General features: G+C 44.1%; 19 protein-coding genes and 2 pseudogenes. 10 read left to right on the top strand and 11 right to left on the bottom strand.

Features of this window, described 5'->3' with window-relative positions; genetic code table 11:
* Together WS42_RS06160 and WS42_RS15380 are read left to right on the top strand one after the other, a co-directional pair.
* Positions 1-224: DUF4143 domain-containing protein (locus tag WS42_RS06160; RefSeq protein ID WP_046450860.1), on the top strand; the 224-nt coding region annotated here is incomplete at its 5' end.
* A pseudogene (locus WS42_RS15380) lies at positions 221-625 on the top strand (hypothetical protein); the annotation flags it as partial. The gene WS42_RS06160 and the pseudogene WS42_RS15380, both read left to right, overlap by 4 nt.
* On the opposite strand, the pseudogene WS42_RS06155 reads toward WS42_RS15380, so the two are convergent.
* The 7 genes and pseudogenes from WS42_RS06155 to WS42_RS06125 form a co-directional block, all read right to left on the bottom strand.
* Positions 621-1,259: pseudogene (locus WS42_RS06155) on the bottom strand (DUF8437 domain-containing protein); the annotation flags it as partial. The pseudogenes WS42_RS15380 and WS42_RS06155 sit on opposite strands and share 5 nt — an antisense overlap.
* 54 nt (positions 1,260-1,313) lie before the next feature.
* Entirely contained in the window at positions 1,314-2,471 is a 1,158-nt protein-coding gene (locus tag WS42_RS06150; RefSeq protein WP_087383063.1) for a DUF4934 domain-containing protein, read from the bottom strand.
* Positions 2,472-2,859: 388 nt separating this feature from the next.
* Positions 2,860-3,762: a tRNA (adenosine(37)-N6)-dimethylallyltransferase MiaA gene (gene miaA / locus WS42_RS06145; RefSeq protein WP_022160717.1), complete on the bottom strand. Its 903-nt coding sequence runs from the start codon at positions 3,760-3,762 to the stop codon at positions 2,860-2,862.
* An 89-nt stretch (positions 3,763-3,851) separates the two neighbouring features.
* Positions 3,852-4,493 carry an IS1096 element passenger TnpR family protein gene (locus WS42_RS06140; RefSeq protein WP_013610845.1) on the bottom strand — a complete coding sequence of 214 codons (642 nt, stop codon included), beginning with the start codon at positions 4,491-4,493 and terminating at the stop codon, positions 3,852-3,854.
* A 12-nt stretch (positions 4,494-4,505) separates the two neighbouring features.
* Positions 4,506-4,829: a CCC motif membrane protein gene (locus WS42_RS06135; RefSeq protein ID WP_013610844.1), complete on the bottom strand. Its 324-nt coding sequence runs from the start codon at positions 4,827-4,829 to the stop codon at positions 4,506-4,508.
* 239 nt (positions 4,830-5,068) lie between these two features.
* Complete coding sequence (locus WS42_RS06130) at positions 5,069-5,371, bottom strand: DUF2752 domain-containing protein (protein ID WP_013610843.1); 303 nt, start codon at positions 5,369-5,371, stop codon at positions 5,069-5,071.
* A 12-nt stretch (positions 5,372-5,383) separates the two neighbouring features.
* The gene (locus WS42_RS06125) at positions 5,384-6,475 is read right to left on the bottom strand and encodes a pyridoxal-phosphate-dependent aminotransferase family protein (RefSeq protein WP_022160718.1); all 1,092 of its coding nucleotides are present in this window, start codon (positions 6,473-6,475) and stop codon (positions 5,384-5,386) included.
* 249 nt (positions 6,476-6,724) lie between these two features.
* Between WS42_RS06125 and rsfS the strand changes: the two genes are divergently transcribed.
* The 8 genes from rsfS (at position 6,725) to WS42_RS06085 (ending at position 12,946) form a co-directional block, all read left to right on the top strand.
* Entirely contained in the window at positions 6,725-7,129 is a 405-nt protein-coding gene (rsfS, locus tag WS42_RS06120; RefSeq protein ID WP_013610841.1) for a ribosome silencing factor, read from the top strand.
* Between the two features lie 135 nt (positions 7,130-7,264).
* Positions 7,265-9,172: an ATP-dependent zinc metalloprotease FtsH gene (gene ftsH / locus WS42_RS06115; protein ID WP_228026222.1), complete on the top strand. Its 1,908-nt coding sequence runs from the start codon at positions 7,265-7,267 to the stop codon at positions 9,170-9,172.
* Positions 9,169-9,372, top strand: a complete 204-nt coding sequence (locus WS42_RS06110) for a putative signal transducing protein (protein ID WP_013610839.1) — start codon at positions 9,169-9,171, stop codon at positions 9,370-9,372. Before ftsH ends, WS42_RS06110 begins: the two co-directional genes overlap by 4 nt.
* Positions 9,365-10,180, top strand: a complete 816-nt coding sequence (locus WS42_RS06105) for a phosphatidate cytidylyltransferase (RefSeq protein ID WP_013610838.1) — start codon at positions 9,365-9,367, stop codon at positions 10,178-10,180. The genes WS42_RS06110 and WS42_RS06105 overlap by 8 nt, the downstream gene beginning before the upstream one ends.
* A gap of 100 nt (positions 10,181-10,280) precedes the next feature.
* Positions 10,281-10,937, top strand: coding sequence for a phosphatidylserine decarboxylase family protein (locus WS42_RS06100; protein ID WP_022160719.1), 657 nt, complete (start codon positions 10,281-10,283; stop codon positions 10,935-10,937).
* A gap of 79 nt (positions 10,938-11,016) precedes the next feature.
* Positions 11,017-11,832 (top strand): 3-methyl-2-oxobutanoate hydroxymethyltransferase, encoded by an 816-nt coding sequence (gene panB, locus WS42_RS06095; protein WP_022160720.1) that lies wholly within the window; start codon positions 11,017-11,019, stop codon positions 11,830-11,832.
* 132 nt (positions 11,833-11,964) lie between these two features.
* On the top strand, positions 11,965-12,657 hold the full coding sequence (locus WS42_RS06090; protein WP_022160721.1) for an RluA family pseudouridine synthase: 693 nt from the start codon (positions 11,965-11,967) through the stop codon (positions 12,655-12,657).
* Positions 12,658-12,769: 112 nt separating this feature from the next.
* Entirely contained in the window at positions 12,770-12,946 is a 177-nt protein-coding gene (locus WS42_RS06085; RefSeq protein WP_022160722.1) for a (2Fe-2S)-binding protein, read from the top strand.
* An 83-nt stretch (positions 12,947-13,029) separates the two neighbouring features.
* Here the strand turns inward: WS42_RS06085 and WS42_RS06080 are convergent, their stop codons facing one another.
* From WS42_RS06080 to WS42_RS06065, 4 genes are all read right to left on the bottom strand, one after another.
* Positions 13,030-13,758 (bottom strand): LytR/AlgR family response regulator transcription factor, encoded by a 729-nt coding sequence (locus WS42_RS06080; protein WP_013610815.1) that lies wholly within the window; start codon positions 13,756-13,758, stop codon positions 13,030-13,032.
* Positions 13,759-13,910: 152 nt separating this feature from the next.
* The gene (locus WS42_RS06075; protein ID WP_013610814.1) at positions 13,911-15,269 is read right to left on the bottom strand and encodes a RagB/SusD family nutrient uptake outer membrane protein; all 1,359 of its coding nucleotides are present in this window, start codon (positions 15,267-15,269) and stop codon (positions 13,911-13,913) included.
* A 16-nt stretch (positions 15,270-15,285) separates the two neighbouring features.
* Positions 15,286-18,597, bottom strand: a complete 3,312-nt coding sequence (locus WS42_RS06070) for a SusC/RagA family TonB-linked outer membrane protein (RefSeq protein ID WP_046450859.1) — start codon at positions 18,595-18,597, stop codon at positions 15,286-15,288.
* A gap of 26 nt (positions 18,598-18,623) precedes the next feature.
* The gene (locus tag WS42_RS06065; protein ID WP_046403943.1) at positions 18,624-21,203 is read right to left on the bottom strand and encodes a zinc-dependent metalloprotease; all 2,580 of its coding nucleotides are present in this window, start codon (positions 21,201-21,203) and stop codon (positions 18,624-18,626) included.
* Between the last annotated feature and the right edge of the window lie 81 nt (positions 21,204-21,284).

The following is a 21,284-nucleotide window of genomic DNA, read 5'->3' as shown; positions in this document are numbered from 1 at the left end:
GCAGCGGCAAGCATAACTATGAGGTGGACTTTCTGATTGCGGATGGTGACAAGGTAAGCCCCGTCGAAGTCAAGTCATCCGGTTATAAGGCGCATACATCGCTGGATGCCTTTTGCGGCAAGTTCTCTTCCCGGATAAGGAACAAATATCTGGTTTACACGAAAGATATGCGCAAGGACGGCGATGTCTTGTATCTTCCCGTATATATGACAATGTTTCTATGATTATGGACGGTATGCTATCGAATATCTCCCAACGGTTGCACGAAGTGAACACACTTCTTGCCACTTACGGACAAGGTGTCTTGTCTTTTGAACAGGTCTTGCCGCCGTCCCTGTTCTATCAGGATTTCAACGACACGAACCTTCTTGTCAAGGAGGCTGCCTGTCTGGTAAAGGAGAACCCTGGACAACTTCTGGACTTTTCCTCTTCCCTTCTTTCGGAAACGAACAAATTCCTCTCACTCGACAGGACACCGTTGCAGGTGGCGGACTTTGAAACCCTTTTCAGGGAACACCTCAAACCGCTTGAACTCCGGTACGAGGAAGCGAAAGCAAGCGCCACAAAACTATGGAGCGAATATTCGGCGATGAGCAGCCGATTGGATTTTCTGCCTCTGGGTAGCAGTTGAACTTGCGGTTGTACATCGTTGTAAGCCGTTCCTTGAACTGCGGCGACTGCTCTTCCAGCCATTCGGAGAACCCGTTTCGTATCTCGTCAATCTTGGCGTTGGCGAGCTGTATGCCCTCGCTGTCGCGTACCTTGATGTCGTTGCCATGCTCGTCCTTACCGATGAACTTCATCATATCCGGGCAGGTGTTGTGCAGGGCGTGTTTCAGCAGGTGCATCCCGTCATAGTTCCGGTAATAGCCCTTCACTAAAAACTCGTCCGTGATTTTCATGGTGCGGCAGCCGCACGCCACCGAGAATTCGTCCAGACTTGCGGAGTAGGCTATCTTGACCTCCGTGTCGAAAAGGCGGCTCATGTAGGCGGCGTACACGCCCGTGGGAATCCAGCGTTCCCCGAAGTTGAAGTCGAGGTCCTCGAACGGGATTTTCTCCGGCTCGGCTTCTTTCAGAGCCTCCAACGACTGCCTTACTTCCGGCAACCGCTCACTTTCGGGGTTGCCGTCGATCCATGCCTCGATGCGTTCCGCCTTCTCTATCACGTTCCCCGCGATGAACCTGTCCTTTATCTCGTAGCCGGTCACGAGCGGATTGTAGAAGATGCGCCCCTTGAGGGCACCAAGCAGTTCCTCCTCCGAAAACAAAGGGACGGGGGTAATGTTTCATACATAACACCAGAAAATTGCTCAAAATGAATAAATCACAATACAAGGATTGCTATCTTCCTGTATGCCGGAAAATTCTTCTCTCATCCGTTGTATCTGTTTGGGATACTTCTCTTCAAAATTGACATATTCATTTCCTCCTTTCAAATACGTACACATATCCGAGGCACTGACAGAGGTTATTATATAATCCGAAGTGATGTCAATCATACGCCCAAAGGAAATAAAATACTTTCCGGTATAAGCCGTTAGTTCACAAACCTGAGACTCCCGATTGTTCTTATTATACAGGCACAAGCGATTCTGACCGGCTGCCAGCACCCAATAAATATAGAAATCCGGAGTTTCCTGGAATTTCTCTATGGTTGTAATATAATCCGGATTGCGTGTATATTCTTTGTACTCATCATATGAAAGTTGTTCCGCTGGCAAATGAAATTTTCCAAAACGTACCGTATGGTCAACACACATATCCTTCCCCTGGCAACGATAAATGTTAAAGTCTGTAGGTGCTATATAATACAACGAATCCTGGTATGTGGAAAGCGAATGGATACTGGCCATTTTACTTTCCCAGCGGGAGTCTATTTTCATATACTGACTTTCGATTTCGTACCGGGAATTCATTGCCCACAAATTGTATGGTTGGTTTTTATCTTGCGAATAGTTGCCCATATATCCGATGTAGCCGTTTTCCAATGAGACCATTTTAACAAATGCTTTCGGAAGACGGATAGTCTTTACCAAGCGGTATTCGTCCACATCAAACACCAATAGCTTTTCGTCTATTCTTGACAATAAATTCAAGGTCCGGTTCCGGGAATCGATAAACATATCGGATAATTGCAAATATTCTTCTGCCCCGCGTCCTTTCCTGCTTATTTTATGCAACAATTTACCCTGTAAGTTAAAAATATAAACCGCTTGCTCAGGAGAAAAGGTGGCGACATACAGACGGGTTTCGTAAAAGATGACCTTATCAATCTCTCCTATCAGAACCGAGTCGTTTGTTTCCAAAGGAACAATAGTACAATCTTTTAACAAACCCATTGTATGAACATCCTTCATCTCTTGAGTGAAATCGAAATGGATGCAACGAGACACTCCAGATGGTTTAGTCCGACAACCGGATAACAAAATGATAATGGCAATCATTACCATACAACTTAACTTTTCCATGATGAAAACAACATTATTTCTGTTTCTTATCCTGTCTTCCCCCCTTTTTATGGTTAAACAAACCCAATAAATATAGACATCTATTTATATCGTATATCCCTTTTCATTATTTGATTTATATACTTAACAAATATTATTCTATATTTCTGAAAAGAAGACAGCCAAAAGTCCGAAAAGGGTTGTTCGGGAAATGATTTTTACAAATAACGTTATTTTTATATAAAATCAACCCATTGATGAAATTAATAATTATATTCAAAATAGATATACCATTGATAGTTAACGACTTAAATATAATCAAAAAACAATTCTCAATTTGCATCCAAGCGAATACGGCGGTAAATTGTTTCGTGGGAAATATTCATATCATTGAATTCTGTCAATACATCTACCCTATTTTCATTAACCGAATCGCCTCTACGATACCCTCGTAATCGTCGGGATGAAACCAACGGATATCGTCATCGCGCCGGAACCAGGACAATTGTTTGCGGGCATACCGCCGGGAGTTGCGCTTGATCAGGCGGACGGCTTCGGCATAATCGGTCTTTCCCTCGAAATAATCGAACAGTTCTTTATAACCTACGGTATTCAAGGCATTCAAATGACGCAAAGGCCACAACCGCCGGGCTTCATCTTCCAGTCCTTCCTCCAGCATCAGGTCTACCCGCCGGTCGATCCGGGCATACAACTCTTCTCTTTCGCGGTTCAAGCCGATACGGACAATACGGAATCCCCGGTCTTTGGGGGTGTTTTTCCGTAGCGAAGAGTAGGGTACACCGGCCATGCGACACACTTCGACAGCATGGAGCACCCGTTTTCCGTTGTTCAGATCGACCTGTCCGTAAAATACAGGATCCAATTCTTTCAGCATCTGCCGGATACTTTCCAAACCTTCCCGTTCATATACCTCCATCAGCCCGGTTCTCAATTCAGGAGAAATGGTCGGAATATCGTCTATACCTTTACATACGGCATCGATATACAGCATCGATCCACCGGTCATCAGGACCACTTCCTTCTCCTGAAATAATTCCCGGATCCGCTCCAAAGCCTGCACTTCGAATTGCCACGAATTATAATAATCGTGCACCGAGATCATTTGGATAAAATGATGCCGGACAGCAGCCAATTGACCGGATGAAGGCACTGCGGTCCCTATCCGCATTTCTTTGTAGATCTGCCGGGAATCACAAGAAATGATTTCCGTACCGAACGCTTTGGCGATACCGATACTGAGATCCGTCTTTCCCACTCCCGTCGGTCCCAATAAAACAAGTAGTGTTTTCATCCTGACTGATTTTCATGACAAAGGTTACAAGTGTCCGCATTCATTTTTGTGACCCTTGTAACCTTTGCAACCAAGTAACTGAAAAAAAACTATAGTTTATCTATATAATCGTCCAGACTTTCATAGCGGTCGTCATACCCATCGTCGTCGCCATAACTATCGTCCCTATAATCGTCGTCTTCATCACCGAAGCGAAAATCTTCGTCATCGTCGTCTCCTCCCCTTCTGCGGCGTCCGCTACCACCGAATTCCTCCATAAAACTATCGTCATATTCGTCGTCGTCTTTATCGAAAGCCCAATCTTCATTGGCATCGTATTCCGTCTGATGGGGCAATTCTCCTTCGCAATAGACACACAAGGGCAAAACATCGGCAGAATCCCCGATATATTCCCCGGCATATTCGACTTTCAGATACTGATTGGCAAAGAAATCATATACATATTCCAATTCGATGCAACTGGCATTCACCACTTCACGAATGGTCGTAACATCCATCACCAGCGTATTATTATCTTCTTCATCGTCGGCCGACATTTCCATCAGAGCAATTTCTTTTCCCCGGTTTCCCATTTTATCCAAGGTAAAAAAGGAGGCCATCTGCGAACCGTCGAAGTTCAATGTTTCCACCAATTTATCGTGCAACTGCTGAAAAGTCTGCTCACCGTTAATAGCTATTTCACACCTAAAATCATTACTGTCTGGTTTACTGATCTCAAATCTGTAGTCCATATTATTAAGTTTTTATAATCCAAAACTAGCAATACCTATGCCGGCAACAATTCCCATTAATACTAAAAGTAATACCACGACCACAACCCCCGCAATGCAGATGGAAATAATCCCGCACACCCGGCCTGCATTCACATTCTTGAATGAAGACTCGGTATATTCATCCGGCGACTGCAAATACAGTTTCCGTTGTCCCCCGGCCAAGACTACGGCAATGATCCCCAATATCAAACCGAAGAACCCGTAACACCAACAAAATATCAGGGACAGAATTCCCAAAACCAATACGACCGTCGCATTGGGCAGGTCCTTTTTCGCTCCATTCATTATTTCCATAATACACTGATTATTAAATTTATATTCTGTTTCCTGTTTTTACCTTCCCTCCTCATTTCTTCTTCGGTTTATCGCCTGGTTCATTAAAGCAAATATGAAATTAAAATTATTATCAAACAAACAAAAACGACATTTTTTAACAACCCGGCCAACATTTTTTTCATATCGGTTCCTCAGGAATAAATTCGAGCTTAGGATACGACGACAGGCCGATAAGGTTACAGGAATAAGCATACAAATCAAATCACCTGCCCCATTCTTATAAACCGGAATACATAAACGAGGAGAATCGTAGCGACACAACAAAATCCGGTTCCTTTCAAAAAACCGGCAGAGATCTTTCTGATCCCACAACAACGTCCGATCAGAAACAGGCCGAATGCGAAAAGGGGAACTATTCCCGGCCAGCTAACGACCGCTGCCTGTATATTTCCTTTTAACAGGAGTAACAGCGCAGTCTGAAATCCGCAACCGGGACATTGGATCCCCCAAATCTCCCTGAAAAAACAGGGCAACTGATGTGCCTCCAGCCATTCGATCATGCCGTTATACGCTTAATTTCCCCGGATTACCCCTTCGAGAATATCCATCGCTTCTTTCACCAGATTGAGGTTGGCCTGAGTCCCCATATGTCCGATACGGAAAACTTCTCCTGCCAGACATCCGTAGTTTCCGCCGACCACCAGGCCTTCGGCCCGCAAACGTGTATCCAGATTCTTCCAGGATATTTTCTGCGGAACGTAGACTGCCGTCACTGTAGGAGAAGGTACAGCATCCATTGCCGGATATAATTTCAATCCCATTTTAACGATCCGCTCCCTGCAATATCCGGCCACTTTCTGATGACGTGCGATCACTTTGCCCAATCCTTCTTCCAGAATCAGTTCGCAAGCCTTATTCAACTGTGCAGTTCCTTGCCAATAAGGAGTATAAGGGAAATAAGCATTTTTTACCGCTGTACGGAAAGGTAAGAGGGCATCGTACCCCACATATCCCACTTCTTCGATTATTTCCCACGCCCGGTCGCTCACCGACAAAAAAGACATCGAAGCCGGTGCAGACAAACATTTCTGCGAAGCCCCCAGACAGAGGTCGATATGCCATTCATCGGTTTTGACTACGCTGCCCCCTAATCCGGAAACCGCATCTACATATAATAAAGGTACGGCATATTTTTCTTTTAAGGCCCCGATTTCAGCCACGGGATTCATCGTCCCGCTCGGCGTCTCGTTTTGTACCATCGTAATCATTTTCGGCTGGAATTCCCGGATGGCCTTTTCAATCAGATCAAAATCGGTAAAGGTCTCGTCGAATCCGAATCCGACCGTCCTTACCTCACAACCGATAGCCTCCGCCATTCCCCCCATACCGTAACCGAAAAGCCCGGTCGACAACACCAACACTTTATCCCCCGGCAACAAACAACTCTTCAAAGCACTCCAAAGCGCCAACATCCCTTCACCGGTTTGTATAACGACACTATTTTTCGTCTGCATGATTTTACGCAGCGATTTTTCAGTGGCCTTATACAGCTCGATATACTCTTTTTCCAGGTCGGCAGAACCGAAATTCTCCTGTCCTGCCTCCAAAACTTCCCGGGATACAGAAACAGGTCCCGGCACCATAGGAATTCGATATATTTTCATCGTTTAAAGTATTTAGTAACTAAAGTAAAAACATACAAAAATATTCTTTTCACCTGAAATAACGCTAAAATAAAAAGAATGATTCAAAATTATCCATATTTCATGATTTTTTCTAATTTCGCATCATATGCAGTAACCCGAAAACGACATAGTAAAATTGAAAAAAGGAAACAAAGGTTTTCTGGCACAGTTTTTCGTTTTTAGTTGATAAATAGTATATATTTGTAGCCTGAAAAGTTATAGTCAAAAATGTTAAAAACGGAACAGGTAGTAAATAAAATTATTGAAGCGCTGGAAGATAATAAAGCGCACCGGATTGTAAAAATCGATTTAAGAAAAATAGAAAACTGTTTTTGTAGTTTTTTCGTAATATGTCATGGAACTTCCGGCACGCATATTGCAGGGTTAACCGATGCTGTTGAAGAAAAAGTGAGAGAAGATCTGGATGAAAGGCCTTTTCATATCGAAGGATTGAATGCAGCACAATGGGTAGTCGTCGATTATGGGGATATTGTCGTACACATTTTTGAAAAAGAATTGCGCGACTATTATCAATTGGAAGATTTCTGGGCAGATGCACAGATCACCGAAATAGCCGGAGAGCCGGAAATGCTCACTTATTCCGGTTATCATACGACAAACGGAACAAATTGAAAACAGTAAAGAATACAAATATTGCGAACATACCAAATGGCAGACAACAACGAAAACAAGAAAGACGGAGGATTCAATTTTCCTCCAGTAGGGGGAGGTAAAAATATCAAAGCTCCGAAATTCAACGGATATTGGATGTATATCATACTGGCAGTCATTATTATCGGATTTCAATTTTTCAATATGAATCCCGATCCGGTAAGGACAACCTGGCAAGAAGTCAAGACTAAAATGCTCGAAAAAGGTGATATCGAAAAGATTACGGTCATCACGAATAAAGGGCAAGCCCAGGTATATATGAAGCCCGATAAGATCGAGAATTACTCCCAATTGAAATCGCAGGGGTTCAAAAATTCCAGTCCCGGTCCTCAGTTTTACTTCTCACCGGGCCCGTTGGAAACTTTTTCCAAAGAATTTTCCGAGCTCCAGGAAAAGACTCCGGCAGCAGCGGATATCAAGATCGACTATGATCAGGAATACGACGGTTGGGGAAACCTCTTCTCTATCTTCTTCCCGATCGCTCTTTTGGTATTTATCTGGATTTTCTTCTTCCGCCGGATGAGTAAAGGGGGCGGAGGTCCCGGAGGAGTCTTCAATGTCGGCAAATCACAGGCCAAGTTGTTCGATAAGGACACCCACATCAAGATTACCTTCAAAGATGTAGCGGGATTAGCTGAAGCCAAACAAGAGGTGGAAGAGATCGTTTCTTTTCTGAAATCTCCGGATAAATATACCAAATTGGGGGGTAAAATTCCGAAAGGAGCTCTCTTAGTAGGTCCTCCGGGAACCGGAAAAACGCTGATGGCGAAAGCTATGGCCGGCGAAGCCAACGTACCTTTCTTCTCGATGTCGGGTTCCGACTTTGTGGAGATGTTCGTCGGTGTCGGTGCCTCCCGTGTCCGGGATTTATTTAAACAAGCCAAAGAAAAAGCGCCTTGTATTATCTTTATCGACGAAATAGACGCCATCGGTCGGGCCAGAGGTAAAAACCCCAACATGGGCTCGAACGATGAACGGGAAAATACGCTGAACCAGTTACTGACCGAGATGGACGGTTTCGAGACCAATTCGGGGGTGATTATTCTGGCTGCAACCAACCGGGCGGACATTCTGGACAGCGCCTTGCTTCGTGCCGGACGTTTCGACCGCCAAATCTATGTCGACCTGCCGGAATTGAAAGACCGGGAAGAAATTTTCAAAGTGCACCTGAAACCGTTGAAACTGGCCGGAGATGTGGATATCCCTTTCCTGGCCAAGCAAACGCCGGGTTTCTCGGGAGCCGATATTGCCAATGTCGCTAACGAAGCAGCTTTGATTGCAGCCCGTAAAGACAAAAATGAAGTTGAAAAACAGGATTTTCTGGATGCAATCGACCGGATTGTCGGGGGGCTGGAAAACCGTAGTAAAGTAATAAAAGTAAGTGAAAAGAAAGCCATCGCTTATCACGAAGCCGGCCATGCTACCGTCTCCTGGTTGCTCGAACACGCCCATCCCCTGTTAAAAGTGACTATCGTACCCCGGGGTAAAGCTTTAGGAGCAGCCTGGTATCTTCCGCAGGAACGTCAGATCACGACAAAAGAACAACTGCTGGATCAAATGTGTTCTGTATTGGGAGGACGTGCTGCCGAAGAACTCACTTTCGGTCAAATCTCTACCGGAGCACAAAACGACCTGGAACGGGCTACCAAACAAGCCTATGCGATGGTTACCATTTTCGGTATGAGCGAAAAGATCGGTAATCTGAGTTATTACGATTCCAGTGGTCAAAGCGATTTCAGTTTCACCAAACCTTATTCGGAAAAGACCGCAGAACTGATCGACAGTGAAGTAAAAGAACTGGTTGAAAATGCTTACAACCGAGCCAAAGAATTACTTAAAACTCATCAGGACCAACATCGGCAGGTTGCAGAGTTATTGCTCGAACGGGAAGTTATTTTCAGTGACGATCTGGAACGCATCTTAGGGAAACGCCCCTGGAAAGACGATGAAGAAGAAGAAACGAAGGAAGAGAAAACAGTCGAAAATGAAATAAAATCGCTATGAACGATTGGGTAGTTATTTTCGAAACCGGCCAGCTCTACCGGGCAGAGCTGGTTAAAAGTTTGCTTAACGATAACAACGTAGAAGCAGTGATTCTGAATCAGAAAGACTCCTCTTTTAAAATAGGAGCGATCGAAGTCATGGTTAAGAAAGAAGATAAAGGGAAAGCAGCAGCAATCATAAAATCAGTCAATTGTGAATAATTTCGGTAAACGGGCAATCAGCGGATTCCTATTTGTGGTGATACTAACAGCATGTATTTATATACATCCATTTTGTTTTTTTGCACTTTTTTTTATTATAAACATTATCGGATTACTTGAATTCAGCCATATGGCAGAGGTGATTCATATCCGGGTCAACCGTACCATGTGTATCCTCAGCGGGAGCCTGCTTTTCATTTCAGGGTTCATTCATAACTATTTCGGTTATAAAGAAGGTTATCTGTTTTTCTTCAGTGCCACATTCTTTATGGGGATTTGGGAATTGTACCGGAAGAGTACCCATGCTTTTCAGAATATGGCTTTCGGGATTTATGCTCTGTTTTATTTCACCCTGCCCTTTACTTTGCTGATTTACCTCCCCTACTTGTGTACGGGCAGGTGGCAACCGGATATTATCTTCTTTCCTTTCTTATTGGTATGGTTCAATGACACTTTTGCTTATTTATTCGGTTCGAAATTCGGAAAGCATAAATTATTTCCCCGTATTTCGCCTAAAAAATCCTGGGAAGGAACCATCGGAGGCGGACTCACGACACTGGTCGGCGGATTGCTTATCGCTCCCCATATCGAAGGTTTGTCTTATATCGATACCACCGTTATCTCGGCCATTGTCATTGTATTCGGTAGTTTCGGTGATCTCGTAGAATCGATGTTCAAAAGATGCATCGAGATCAAAGATTCGGGACATATCATGCCAGGTCACGGTGGGGTATTGGACCGATTGGATTCGATTTTGTATGCTTTGCCTGTAATCTTCGTATATATCGCCTTTAAATTCGGTTGCTGACCTATAGTAAACCGAATTTATTCGTTCGGGATATTAGCTTTTAAATCGAAAATTGATACCTTTGCGAGCTGATACCGTATAAATATTTAAAGTTAAAAATATGACCATACATAAAGCTGGATATATCCTGTTATTGAAAATTTTAATCGTGCTGATTATCCTTAATCTGGCATCTTTTTATTTCATCAATAATACCTCTATTGTCTATACAATTCTGGGGATTACGGTGGTTATGTATCTTCTTGTCGTCAATTTTTTCCGTTTTCCGAACCGGGTGATCATACAAGACGACAACACGATCTTAGCCCCTGCCGATGGAAAAATCGTCGTGATTGAAGAAACCGAAGAACCGGAATATTTTAAAGACCGCCGTCTTCAAGTCTCTATTTTTATGAACATTTTCAATGTACATATCAACTGGTTTCCCGTAAACGGTGTGATCAAGTATTTCAAATACCACAAAGGCAATTTTGCAGCGGCTTATCTACCCAAATCCTCGACCGAGAACGAACGGACTACCATCGTTATCGAATGTAATAACGGTAAGACCGTCCTGATGCGTCAAATTGCAGGGGCTATGGCTAAACGTATTGTCTCTTATGCTCCTGTCGGAGGACAGGCCCGTCAGGATCAGCACGCCGGTTTTATCAAATTCGGTTCGCGGGTAGATCTTTTTCTTCCTCTGGGTACCCAAATAGAAGTGAAATTGGGACAAAAAACGACCGGTTCTCAGACGATAATCGGAACCTTTAAATAAATTTCAGATTTACGGACGACGATTCGGATGACTTTTCCCATCGGAAATCCCAGTTCTAAAGTCACAAATCAAATTAATCATGTCAACACAATCAGCAGTAAAAGTGGTAACCACCCATGTTTTATCGGAGATGAAACTCAAGGGTGAGAAAATCAGTATGCTTACTTCATATGACTATTCTATGGCCCGTATCGTCGATCAGGCAGGTATAGATGTTATCCTGGTCGGCGACTCGGCTTCCAATGTAATGGCAGGCCATGAGACAACCTTACCGATCACCCTCGACCAAATGATTTATCATGCCGCTTCGGTAGTCAGAGGAGTAAAACGGGCATTAGTTGTTGTAGACATGCCTTTCGGTAGTTATCAGGGAAATAGCAAAGAGGCCTTAAACTCAGCCATCCGTATCATGAAAGAAACGGCTGCCGACGCCATCAAACTCGAAGGAGGAGAAGAAATTCTCGAATCTATCCAACGTATCCTGTCGGCCGGAATTCCGGTTATGGGCCATCTTGGACTTACCCCCCAGAGCATCCATAAATTCGGGACCTATGCCATTCGCGCCAAAAAAGAAGAGGAAGCGGAAAAATTGGTTCACGATGCCCATCTCCTGGAAGAAGCAGGTTGTTTTGCCATCGTGCTGGAGAAAATTCCGGCAGCTTTGGCAGCCAGAGTCGCCCAAGAAGTCAGTATCCCCGTCATCGGCATCGGTGCCGGTGGCGGTGTAGACGGACAAGTCCTGGTCATCCACGATATGCTCGGTATCAATCAGGAATTCTCTCCCCGCTTCTTACGGCGCTATCATAACCTATATGCAGAAATCAGCGGTGCTGTCGGCAATTATATCGCCGACGTAAAAAGCGGTGATTTCCCGAATGAGAGAGAACAATACTAATAAAGTTATAGGCTATAAGCTAAAAGCTAAAATGTTTATCTATCTTTTATTTACTTTTAGCCTATAGCCTTTAGCTTATAGCTTATTGCATCTAGCTTATAGCCTATAGCCTTTAACTTATATCTTTTATTTATGTTAGAAGTTTTATACGAAGATAATCATATCATCGCCGTCAATAAGAAAATTTCGGATATTGTACAGGCAGATAAAACCGGAGATACCCCTTTGAGCGAAGAAGTAAAGGCGTATATCAAGAAGAAATACAACAAACCGGGAGAGGTTTATCTGGGTATCCCCCACCGGGTGGATCGTCCTGTCAGCGGTGTAGTGATTTTTGCACGCACCAGTAAAGCCCTCACCCGGCTGAATAAAATGTTCCAGGAACACGAAAAGGAGATCAGCAAGATCTATTGGGCTATTGTAGGCAATTTGCCGGCCGAGGATCATGCCGTACTCACCCACTATCTGATGCGTGATCCGGAAAAAAACAAATCGCACGCTTACAACCAGCCCAAAGCCGGAGCCAAAGAAGCCACCCTGGAATACAAACTACTCGGAAGTTCACAACGTTATTACCTGCTCGAAGTGAAGCTTTACACGGGCCGGCATCACCAAATCCGGTGCCAATTGGCTAAGATCGGTTGTCCGATCAAAGGAGATCTGAAATATGGTTTTCCCCGTTCGAACGAAGGAGGAGGGATCAATTTGCACGCCCGTTCGATCACTTTCAAACATCCGGTGAGCCAGGAAATGATTACCATCACGGCAAAACCTCCTTTGAACGATCCGCTTTGGAAAGTATTCTATGAAGGAATGAAAGAATAAATTTTCTCTATCGGCTCATAGAAACATAAGATCGGAATCTTTACATTCATTGCAGATATTCTTTTATTTTTGCAAATAAAAGAATAATATGAATCAATAAAATGGAAAGACTATGAGTGAAATTATTTGCCACTGCTTTGAAGTAAGCAGAGAAGAAATTGAAAATGCAATTCGTGAAAAAGGATTAAAAACCGTTGAAGAAGTAGGCGAAGTGACGAACGCAGGAACCGGTTGTGGCGGCTGCCAGGAACAGATACAGGAGATTCTGGACGAAATCAATGGGAAATAATCTCCCTTCCAGCAATAACAAAAAGATCCCGGATAATGAATTTTCATCCGGGATCTTTCTGTTATTGTGGCGCTGAATAACTTTTAGCGGTTCAACCAGTCCCGGAACTCGCGAATGCGGTCGGCACTGACGATAGCTTCTATATTTTCAGGAGGCAAAGGAGATAAACCGATTTTTATGCGGTTGTTGGAATAACGGATCATTTCTTTGATAGCAGAAAAGCTCACTATAAACTTCCGGTTGATCCGAAAAAAGATTTGGGGATCCAGGCGTTCTTCGAGTGCAGCCATCGTCTGATCGAGGATATACCCTCCCCCTTCATGGGTATATAACATCAGGTATTTTCCATCGGCCATAAAATAAGCGACTTCTGCCACCGGTACGGATTTGATCTTCGTTCCGATCTGCACCAAAAAGCGCTCCTGAAATCGGACCGTCCGGGGTGCTTTCTTTTCTTTTGCAAACCAATTCCGCACTTTTTCCAACGCCCGCAGTATTTCCTCTTCGTCAAAAGGTTTCAGGATGTAATCTATTCCCTGGCTCTTGAAAGCTTGCAAAGCATATTCATCATAAGCGGTAATAAAAATGACAGGAGCTTTGATCTCTACTTGTCCGAAAATATCGAAACTACGTCCATCTCCCAAATGAACATCGCTGAAAATCAAATCTACCTGATTTTCTTTCAGCCATTGTACACTTCCCCGTACAGAATCCTGACGGGCAACGATTTCTATTTCCGGTGCCAACTTTTTCAGAATACTTTCCAATTCACGGGCAGCCAAAGCTTCATCTTCAATAATAATTGCAGTCATATTGAAATATAGGATCGCCCGAAAATACGAAAAAAGGACTTGCCTGCCAAATCAAAGTTTTTTATTTTATAAAAAAAACGGTAACAACCGTATTTCTTTACCATTTTTACTGTTGTTACCGTTTTATCCGTTGTTACCGTTTCAACTCAACCCTAATTATTCAATTCCGGATTATTCTGAATCGCTTCTTTCGGATAAGGAATAATATACTTGGGATCGTCCTGCCGGATCGTAACCGTAAGCGAATTCCAATCGGCATCCATATAGTTTTTTATAACCTCCGGGCGGGTTGTTCTACGAAGATCGAACCAGCGATGTCCTTCGAATACCAGTTCCCGGGCCCTTTCCTCCATGATATCGGCCAACAATTGTTCCTGATTCATGGTTTCGATCTCTGCTTTCCGTTCGTTATAATAACTTTCAGCCAGACGCTTCTGAAGCAAGGTCAACAGATATTCTTTGGCTGCCGGCAGTTGTCCTTCGCGGTGAGCAGCAGCTTCGGCAGCAATCAGCCAAAGCTCTGCACTCCGGAAAGTGACCTTCTCATTCTTATTCCCTCCTTTATTACAATACCAGGTTCCGTATTTATCGACCAAATAATTTCCCAGCCGGGCATCTACATATTCATCTCCCTCTTTTATCTGATTAAATTTTCCGCTGATATTATCCAATACGTACATATCTTCTTTCATTACGGTACTGGATACCGTTTCCAAAGCAAGTATCGCTTCTTTCGACGTATAAGTCCAAGGTTGGGCTTCGGTAGTCGTCAGATCCTCCAGCGGACAAGCCGCCAGCAGACTTTCGGCTGTCTCCTGAGCCTGTTTCCAATCCTGATGATAAAGATATACCCTGGCCTGGAAGGCTTTCAGCGCTTTCTTCGAAAACCGGTACAGATAAGCACCCGTCTGTTGCTCCACCTGCATATATTTCTCCGCTTCCTGCAAATCGGCGAACACCTGTTCATATACCTTTTCCACAGTAGTAGGTATAAACGACTGTCCGATATCGATCTTTAAAGAAAGCGGAACGGCTTTATCTGTTGCCGCAGTAGCCGGATCATACCATTTGGCATACAGATTGATTAAATCGAAGTGAACAAAAGCCCGGAGACAATAGGCTTCAGCCAGCAATTGCTCGCGGGAATCCGTCGTGACATCCGCCCTGGCCTCCATCACTCCTTCGATAACCGTATTGGCATAAAAAATCATATTATACATAGCCGTCCAGGGATAAGTCTCGGTTAAAGGATCCGGATTTTCATCATTCAAAGTAGCCAAGTCGATGTAATTATCGTAAGACAACCCATACAAATCCGGAAATACTTCATCGGAACGTACCATCAGATAGCGGCGGTATTGGGGATAGGTACTATAAGCCGTAGTCAGAAGGGCCCGATATTCCGAAACTTCATCCGGAATCACCTTTCCGACAGGATCGACATCGACATAATTACATCCTCCCATTCCCAGTGAAAAGACAGCGATCAATAGGATATATATTCGTTTCATATTTTTATATTTAGAGTTAAAATGTCAAATCGATTCCACAAGAAAAGGTCTTCGCCAACGGCTGGGTATAAATATTCCCATAGGTTTCCGGATCGAAATAACCTTTATAGCTACTACCGAACACAAAAGGATTACGGGCTTCAAAGCTGATGCGTGCAGAGGAAAAACCGATATGTCCTAAAAGCCGTTCGGGAAAAGTATATCCTAAACGTATACTATTGATGCGCATATAACTCATCTTCTTGAACCAGTAGTCGTATTTCCGGTAAGAATTACCGGGATCGAGCATACCGAGCCACTGATAAGCCCAATTCTCCTCCCCTTCGGTATAAGTACCCATGATACGGGGATATTTACCGGAGGTATTATCCGGAGACCAAATCTGTGACATCCGGCGGGAATAATTCTGTCCCGGTGAAGTCTGTACCGGATTATAGAAAGGTTGTTCCTGCACGGTCTGATCCAACACAAAAGAAGCCGATACGGTCAAATCGAAATTCTTGTAATAAAACCGATTGATCCAGCCACCGGTAAATTTCGGTTCGGTCGTACCTTCGTAGGTAAATAAATTACGATATTCTTCTGCACTCAGGTTACTTTTCAGGAAAGGAATCAGGCCTCCCATCATATAACCGTATTCCAGACCGAAAAAGTCATTGAAAGAAACCTTTTCCCCCTGTTTATTATAAAACATCTGCAATCCATTTTCATCCAGCCCTGCGGTCTTCAGCGAAAATACAGCACCGACAGAATAGCCTTCGCGTGAAGGTTCATAGGAATTATCCCTGACATTCAGCCGATTGATCTTACTCTTATTATGCGCCAGATTAAAATCCATCACCCACCGGAAATCCTTTGTTTTCACATTTACTGTAGACAGAGATAATTCGTATCCCCGGTTGGTCAATTTCGCCCAGTTCATGGTCGAATAATCGAAACCGTTCTCTCCCGGCAAGCTCCTCATACCGATCAAATCATCACTCACCCGTCTGTAAACATCGGCTGTAAACGCGATCCGGTTACCGAGCACCGCCACATCGAGTCCCCCGTTCCAGTTGGTGGTTTTTTCCCAACGCAAATATTGGTTAGGGGGAGACGATACGATAATATTGGACTCGGAATTGTCCGGTAAAACCTGGGTATTGTCCCATTCCCCGACAACCAATGGAGAGGTATCTTTATCGACATTTCCCTGGACCCCATAGGAAGCTCTCAGTTTCAGATCGGACAACCAGTCGGCATCGCTCAAAAATGCTTCCCGGTTGATATTCCAGGCACCGGAAACAGCCCATAAAGGCAAGTATTTGTACTTCCGGTCTACTCCGAACATATTGGAACCGTCATACCGTAAACTTCCAAAGAAAGTGTAACGGTTATTATAAGTATACGAACCGGTCATATAGACAGAAAGGAAACGGTCCTCCGTGAACGATTTACTATACTGTTCAAATTCGGCATTATCCATCTGGGTACTTCCTTCAGGAAATACCAAAGGCTTCGTAGTCAACGAATTCGGATCATAACCGAATCCACGGGTCATCAGATCTGTCACCTTGCTGCGACGTAATTCTATACCGGCCATATAATTGACAGCATGTACTTCTCCGAACACCTGATTGAACTCACCTTGCAATTTCCAATGATATTGATTCATATCTTTGGTAGAATTCTGTATAATTCCTCCGTCGGGCAAAAAATAACTGCCATCGTTCCCTCTTGTTTTTTCGCGATATTTACGAACATAATAAGTTTCTTTAGCCGCCACCTTTTCTGTCGCAGTATGATCCAGCTGCATAGAAAACTGGGTTTGTAGTTTTAGCCAGTCGGTCAGCCTGTAATCTAAAGTAAACAAAGGCTTTATAGAGCGATTTTTCAGCGTATAATCCGTATTGTCCACCTCTTCCAGGTAATTGAATTTCACATAACGGCCACTGTATCCTTCGATATCAGGGTCATAAATATAGTCTCCTTTTTCATCAGTCAGCTGCAAGTAAGGATTGGCATTACGTGAATAATTGGCGGGATTGATAAAAGCATCCCCATCCGTCAGATAACCGTTTTTCTTACTGTCGTTCAAAAAAAGAGAAACGCCGGCCTTCAGGTTTTTAGCCAGATCGAAATCGGTCTTCAAAGTCAGGTTGTAGCGTTCGAAACCGGTTTTACGGGTCGTCCCCTGCTCATTGTAATATCCGCCAGAAAAATAATAAGTCGCCTTATCCGATCCTCCTGAAATGCTCAGGTTATACTGTTGGTTGACTGCATTCCGGTAGATCACATCCCCCCAATCGGTAGTTTGTCCGCGCAAAGCATCGATAGCCCCCTGTGCCTCGGAAGAAATACCGTTGAACCCATTTTCCCTCAAAGCATCCAATTGCCCGTATTTTGACAGCAGACGGGACACTTCACCATAGTCGCTCCGGTAATCCAAAGCGGAACGGGAAGCCAATCCCAACTCGAAGTCCACTTTCTCAGACGAATTCATCAGATTCAGTTTGCCCAAATCAGGTTTCAGTGTATAGAATACCCCACCGGAAAAATTCACCCGTAGTTTTCCCTGCCGGCCCTTTTTCGTCGTAATCACAATCACCCCGTTAGCGGCCTTAGCTCCATAAATAGCTGTAGCTGCCGCATCTTTCAATATAGTGATGCTCTCGATATCTGCGGGATTAACCCCGCCGATCGAAGTATTCTGCAGTTCATCGATATTATCCTTATCTCCAAAATCTTTGGGTATATCGTTTCCTTCCAGGATCATTCCGTCGAGTACCCACAACGGATCGGTACTCCCCGACAGAGAAACCGTACTCCGGATCCGCATTTTAGCGGGAGCTCCGGGCGCACCGTTCGTCGGTGTCGACATCAAACCGGCCACCTGTCCTTCCAGCATCTGGTCGATACTGGCCACTCCGATACTTTTAATATCGTCTGCCTGTACAGTAGTAATAGCCGAAGTAACTTTCCGCTTTTCTATCTGCTGATATCCCGTAACGACCACTTCATCCAACTGACTCACTTCTTCCTTCAGGCGGAAAGTAAATTCGGTCTTTCCCGATATATCCGCTTTTAAAGCCTCGTATCCGATAAAACTCACCACCACATAACGAATCGAAGCAGGCAAGGTCAATTCGAATTTTCCGCTTACATCCGTCACTGTCCCCGCAGGATTATATTCTTTAGCTTCAGGAGCATCCGGATCGATAAAAACCGTAGCACCGGGGAGAGGTTCACCGCTCGCAGCCTCGAGCACTCGCCCGGTAATCTTCCGCATATCCTGTGCCCACACCACCACAGGCAGGCACAATATTATTAAGATCAAAAGTTTACGCATCTATATTTATTATTTAGGTTTGTATGTTATCTTATATTCAAAGCCTCTTTAATCCGCACAACCAAATCTTCATAATGTTGCCGGGTTTCCACATTTCCTGTATTCCGGTTTCTTTCTGCCAATTTTAATACCTGCAACATAACTCCTCTCTTCACCGATACAGCCTCGGATACCCGTCCCATAGAAGAATATTGCATATTGCCAAGCCGGGTTTCAGGCTGTTCAGGGAGCGTGAAAGCAGCTTCCCGGGCTGCAAAACCACAACAATAACCGGTATGCAAAGCTTTTTTGGTCGTTTTTTCCACCGCTTTATTGGAACTGACAATGATAGCATCGATAAAATTCTTTTGGGTCATCCTTTCATACAAAGACAAATTACGTCCCTGTAGGGATCCCTTGAAAACCACCTGGTATAAATCGGCAAACATTTCTTCGGGTGTATACACATTTTTCTTTCCCTTCATCGCTTCGGCTTCGTACATCCGCATCAACCGATCGTCTTTCAATAAATCATAAAAACAGGCATACTGTAATTCCCGGGCAGTATTATAAGGTGAATATTCTACTTCCTGGGGGGAAGTACGAACGGGAAAACTCTTCTTCCAGACATCGGCAGCAAACAACCATTCAGGAACGGTAAATACTTCTTCGGATAAATATTTCACCGCTTCTTTCTGCCGTTCTTTCTCTACCGGTACATAGCGTTCCAGATCATCTCCCATCACCGGATTATTGATATAGAAACCTCCGACATTCGCAGTTACATGTCCGGCATACATTTTCCATTGATTGATCACCGCCATCAATAATTTTCCCGCTTCCAGATAACCTTGTCCTTCTGCTTCGGTCCATGCTACAATATTCGGCACAATCCGTTTCAGATTTTGTATACCGTAGCGGTTAGCCTTGATCACATCGTCACCGAGGTCCTCATCCTGCGAACGGGGATCGATCGGATCTTTAGGGTCCTGTTGTTCGCCGTACCAATACATCTTGTCTCCGGAATGTTTCGTAATCCATTGATTGAGTACAGGTAATTCTTCGTGCGGATCCTTTACATCCAGCCAACGATAAGCCCAATTTATCGCAAATTTATCATATACCCCGATCACCGGCGTAATTCGTTCTACCTCATCTTCGGGTTGGGCCACGTAATTAAAACGGGCATAATCCATAATCGAACTAGCCGTCCCGCCCATCCTTGCTGTGAAGGTCTTCGAGCGCAACGAATCTACCGGAAAAGACGAAGAAGCTCCCATATTGTGTTTCAATCCGAACGTATGTCCCACTTCATGGGAAGATACAAAACGGATAGCACTCGCCATATAAGCATCATCGAAAGTATTCGCTCTGGCCCGGGGATCGATAGGCCCGGTCTGTACCCGCATCCAGGTATGTAACATCGTCATCACATTATGCCACCAAACGACATCGGCTTCGATAATCTCTCCCGAACGGGGGTCGACCACAGAAGGTCCCATGGCATTCGCTTGCTGCGAGGCCGCATAAGTAATCACCGAATAACGCGCATCGTCGATATCGAAATCAGGATCATCGGTCGGAGCATCCTTCGCTACAACCGCATTTTTAAAACCGGCAGCTTCAAAAGCTTCCTGCCAATCAAAAACACCGGCTTTAATCTCCTCCCTCCATTGAGCAGGAGTTGCCGGGTCGATATAAAATACAATCGGTTTGGCCGGTTCTACCAACTCGCCCCGTTTGTATTTCTCTATATCCTCCGGTTTCGGTTCCAGCCGCCAGCGATGTACAAAATCACGGGTTTCCACCGCCTGTTGTTTGTCATTGAAATAAATGTGAGGAGTCGTAAAAAATCCGACTCTCCGGTCTGCAAAACGCGGAGTCATCGGCACCTTCGGCAACAATACGATATTCGTTGTCGTTTCGACAGTCAAGGGTACCGACTCGGTACCTTCCGTAATCTGGGTTGTCAGAAAAGCTTTTACTACAATATTCTGAGGAAAAGCTTTCATTCCTCCGATCCGGGACAATTCTTTTTTCACAGAAGCTCCCAAAGAAATACTATTGTATAAATCGTTAAAGCTCTTCTCACTTCCGTCGAAAACTTTATTCACCTTGATCAAGACGGCAGAAGAATCGGGCTTGAAGGCTTCTATCGGAAACTGTTCGATCACAGCTTCACGATAGTTGTCCTTCACCGAAAGGGCTATAGCATCCCCCTCGGGCACACTGACACGGGGATTCCACGTTGTCACCCACACTTTATTAAGCACTGTATCTTTATGAAAACGGATCAGCTTATCTTCGTAAGCCATCCCTTTATTTAAACCGGCATCGTTCAATTGATAAGGTACACCGGAAACTTTATTGACAATCAGGAGATCACGGTTCATCAACGAATCGTCGATCTCGAAATACCAATCCTTCTCTACCTGATGAATACGAAACATACCTTCCCGCGTCTTTGCCTTCTTCACCAACTCATCGTATTTACTTTCAGAAGTTACGACCGAATCATTTTTTACGGATTTTCTTTTATGCCATCCCCAGGCATAAGCATCGGAGACTGTTCCGGTAAAACAGAGTGCGAATAACGCTACAATTAAATTTGTTCTGGTTTTCATCATATAGTTTATTCAATATTCATCGATATTTATGCAGTTTACAATATTATCGGGATTTTTTATAAAATGAAAAAAAACCAGAAT

It is taken from the genome of Odoribacter sp. N54.MGS-14, assembly GCF_000980295.1.
In the GTDB taxonomy this organism is placed as follows: Bacteria; Bacteroidota; Bacteroidia; order Bacteroidales; family Marinifilaceae; genus Odoribacter; species Odoribacter splanchnicus.
Note: the sequence above shows the minus strand (reverse complement) of the source record. Positions and strands in the feature narration are given on the sequence as shown.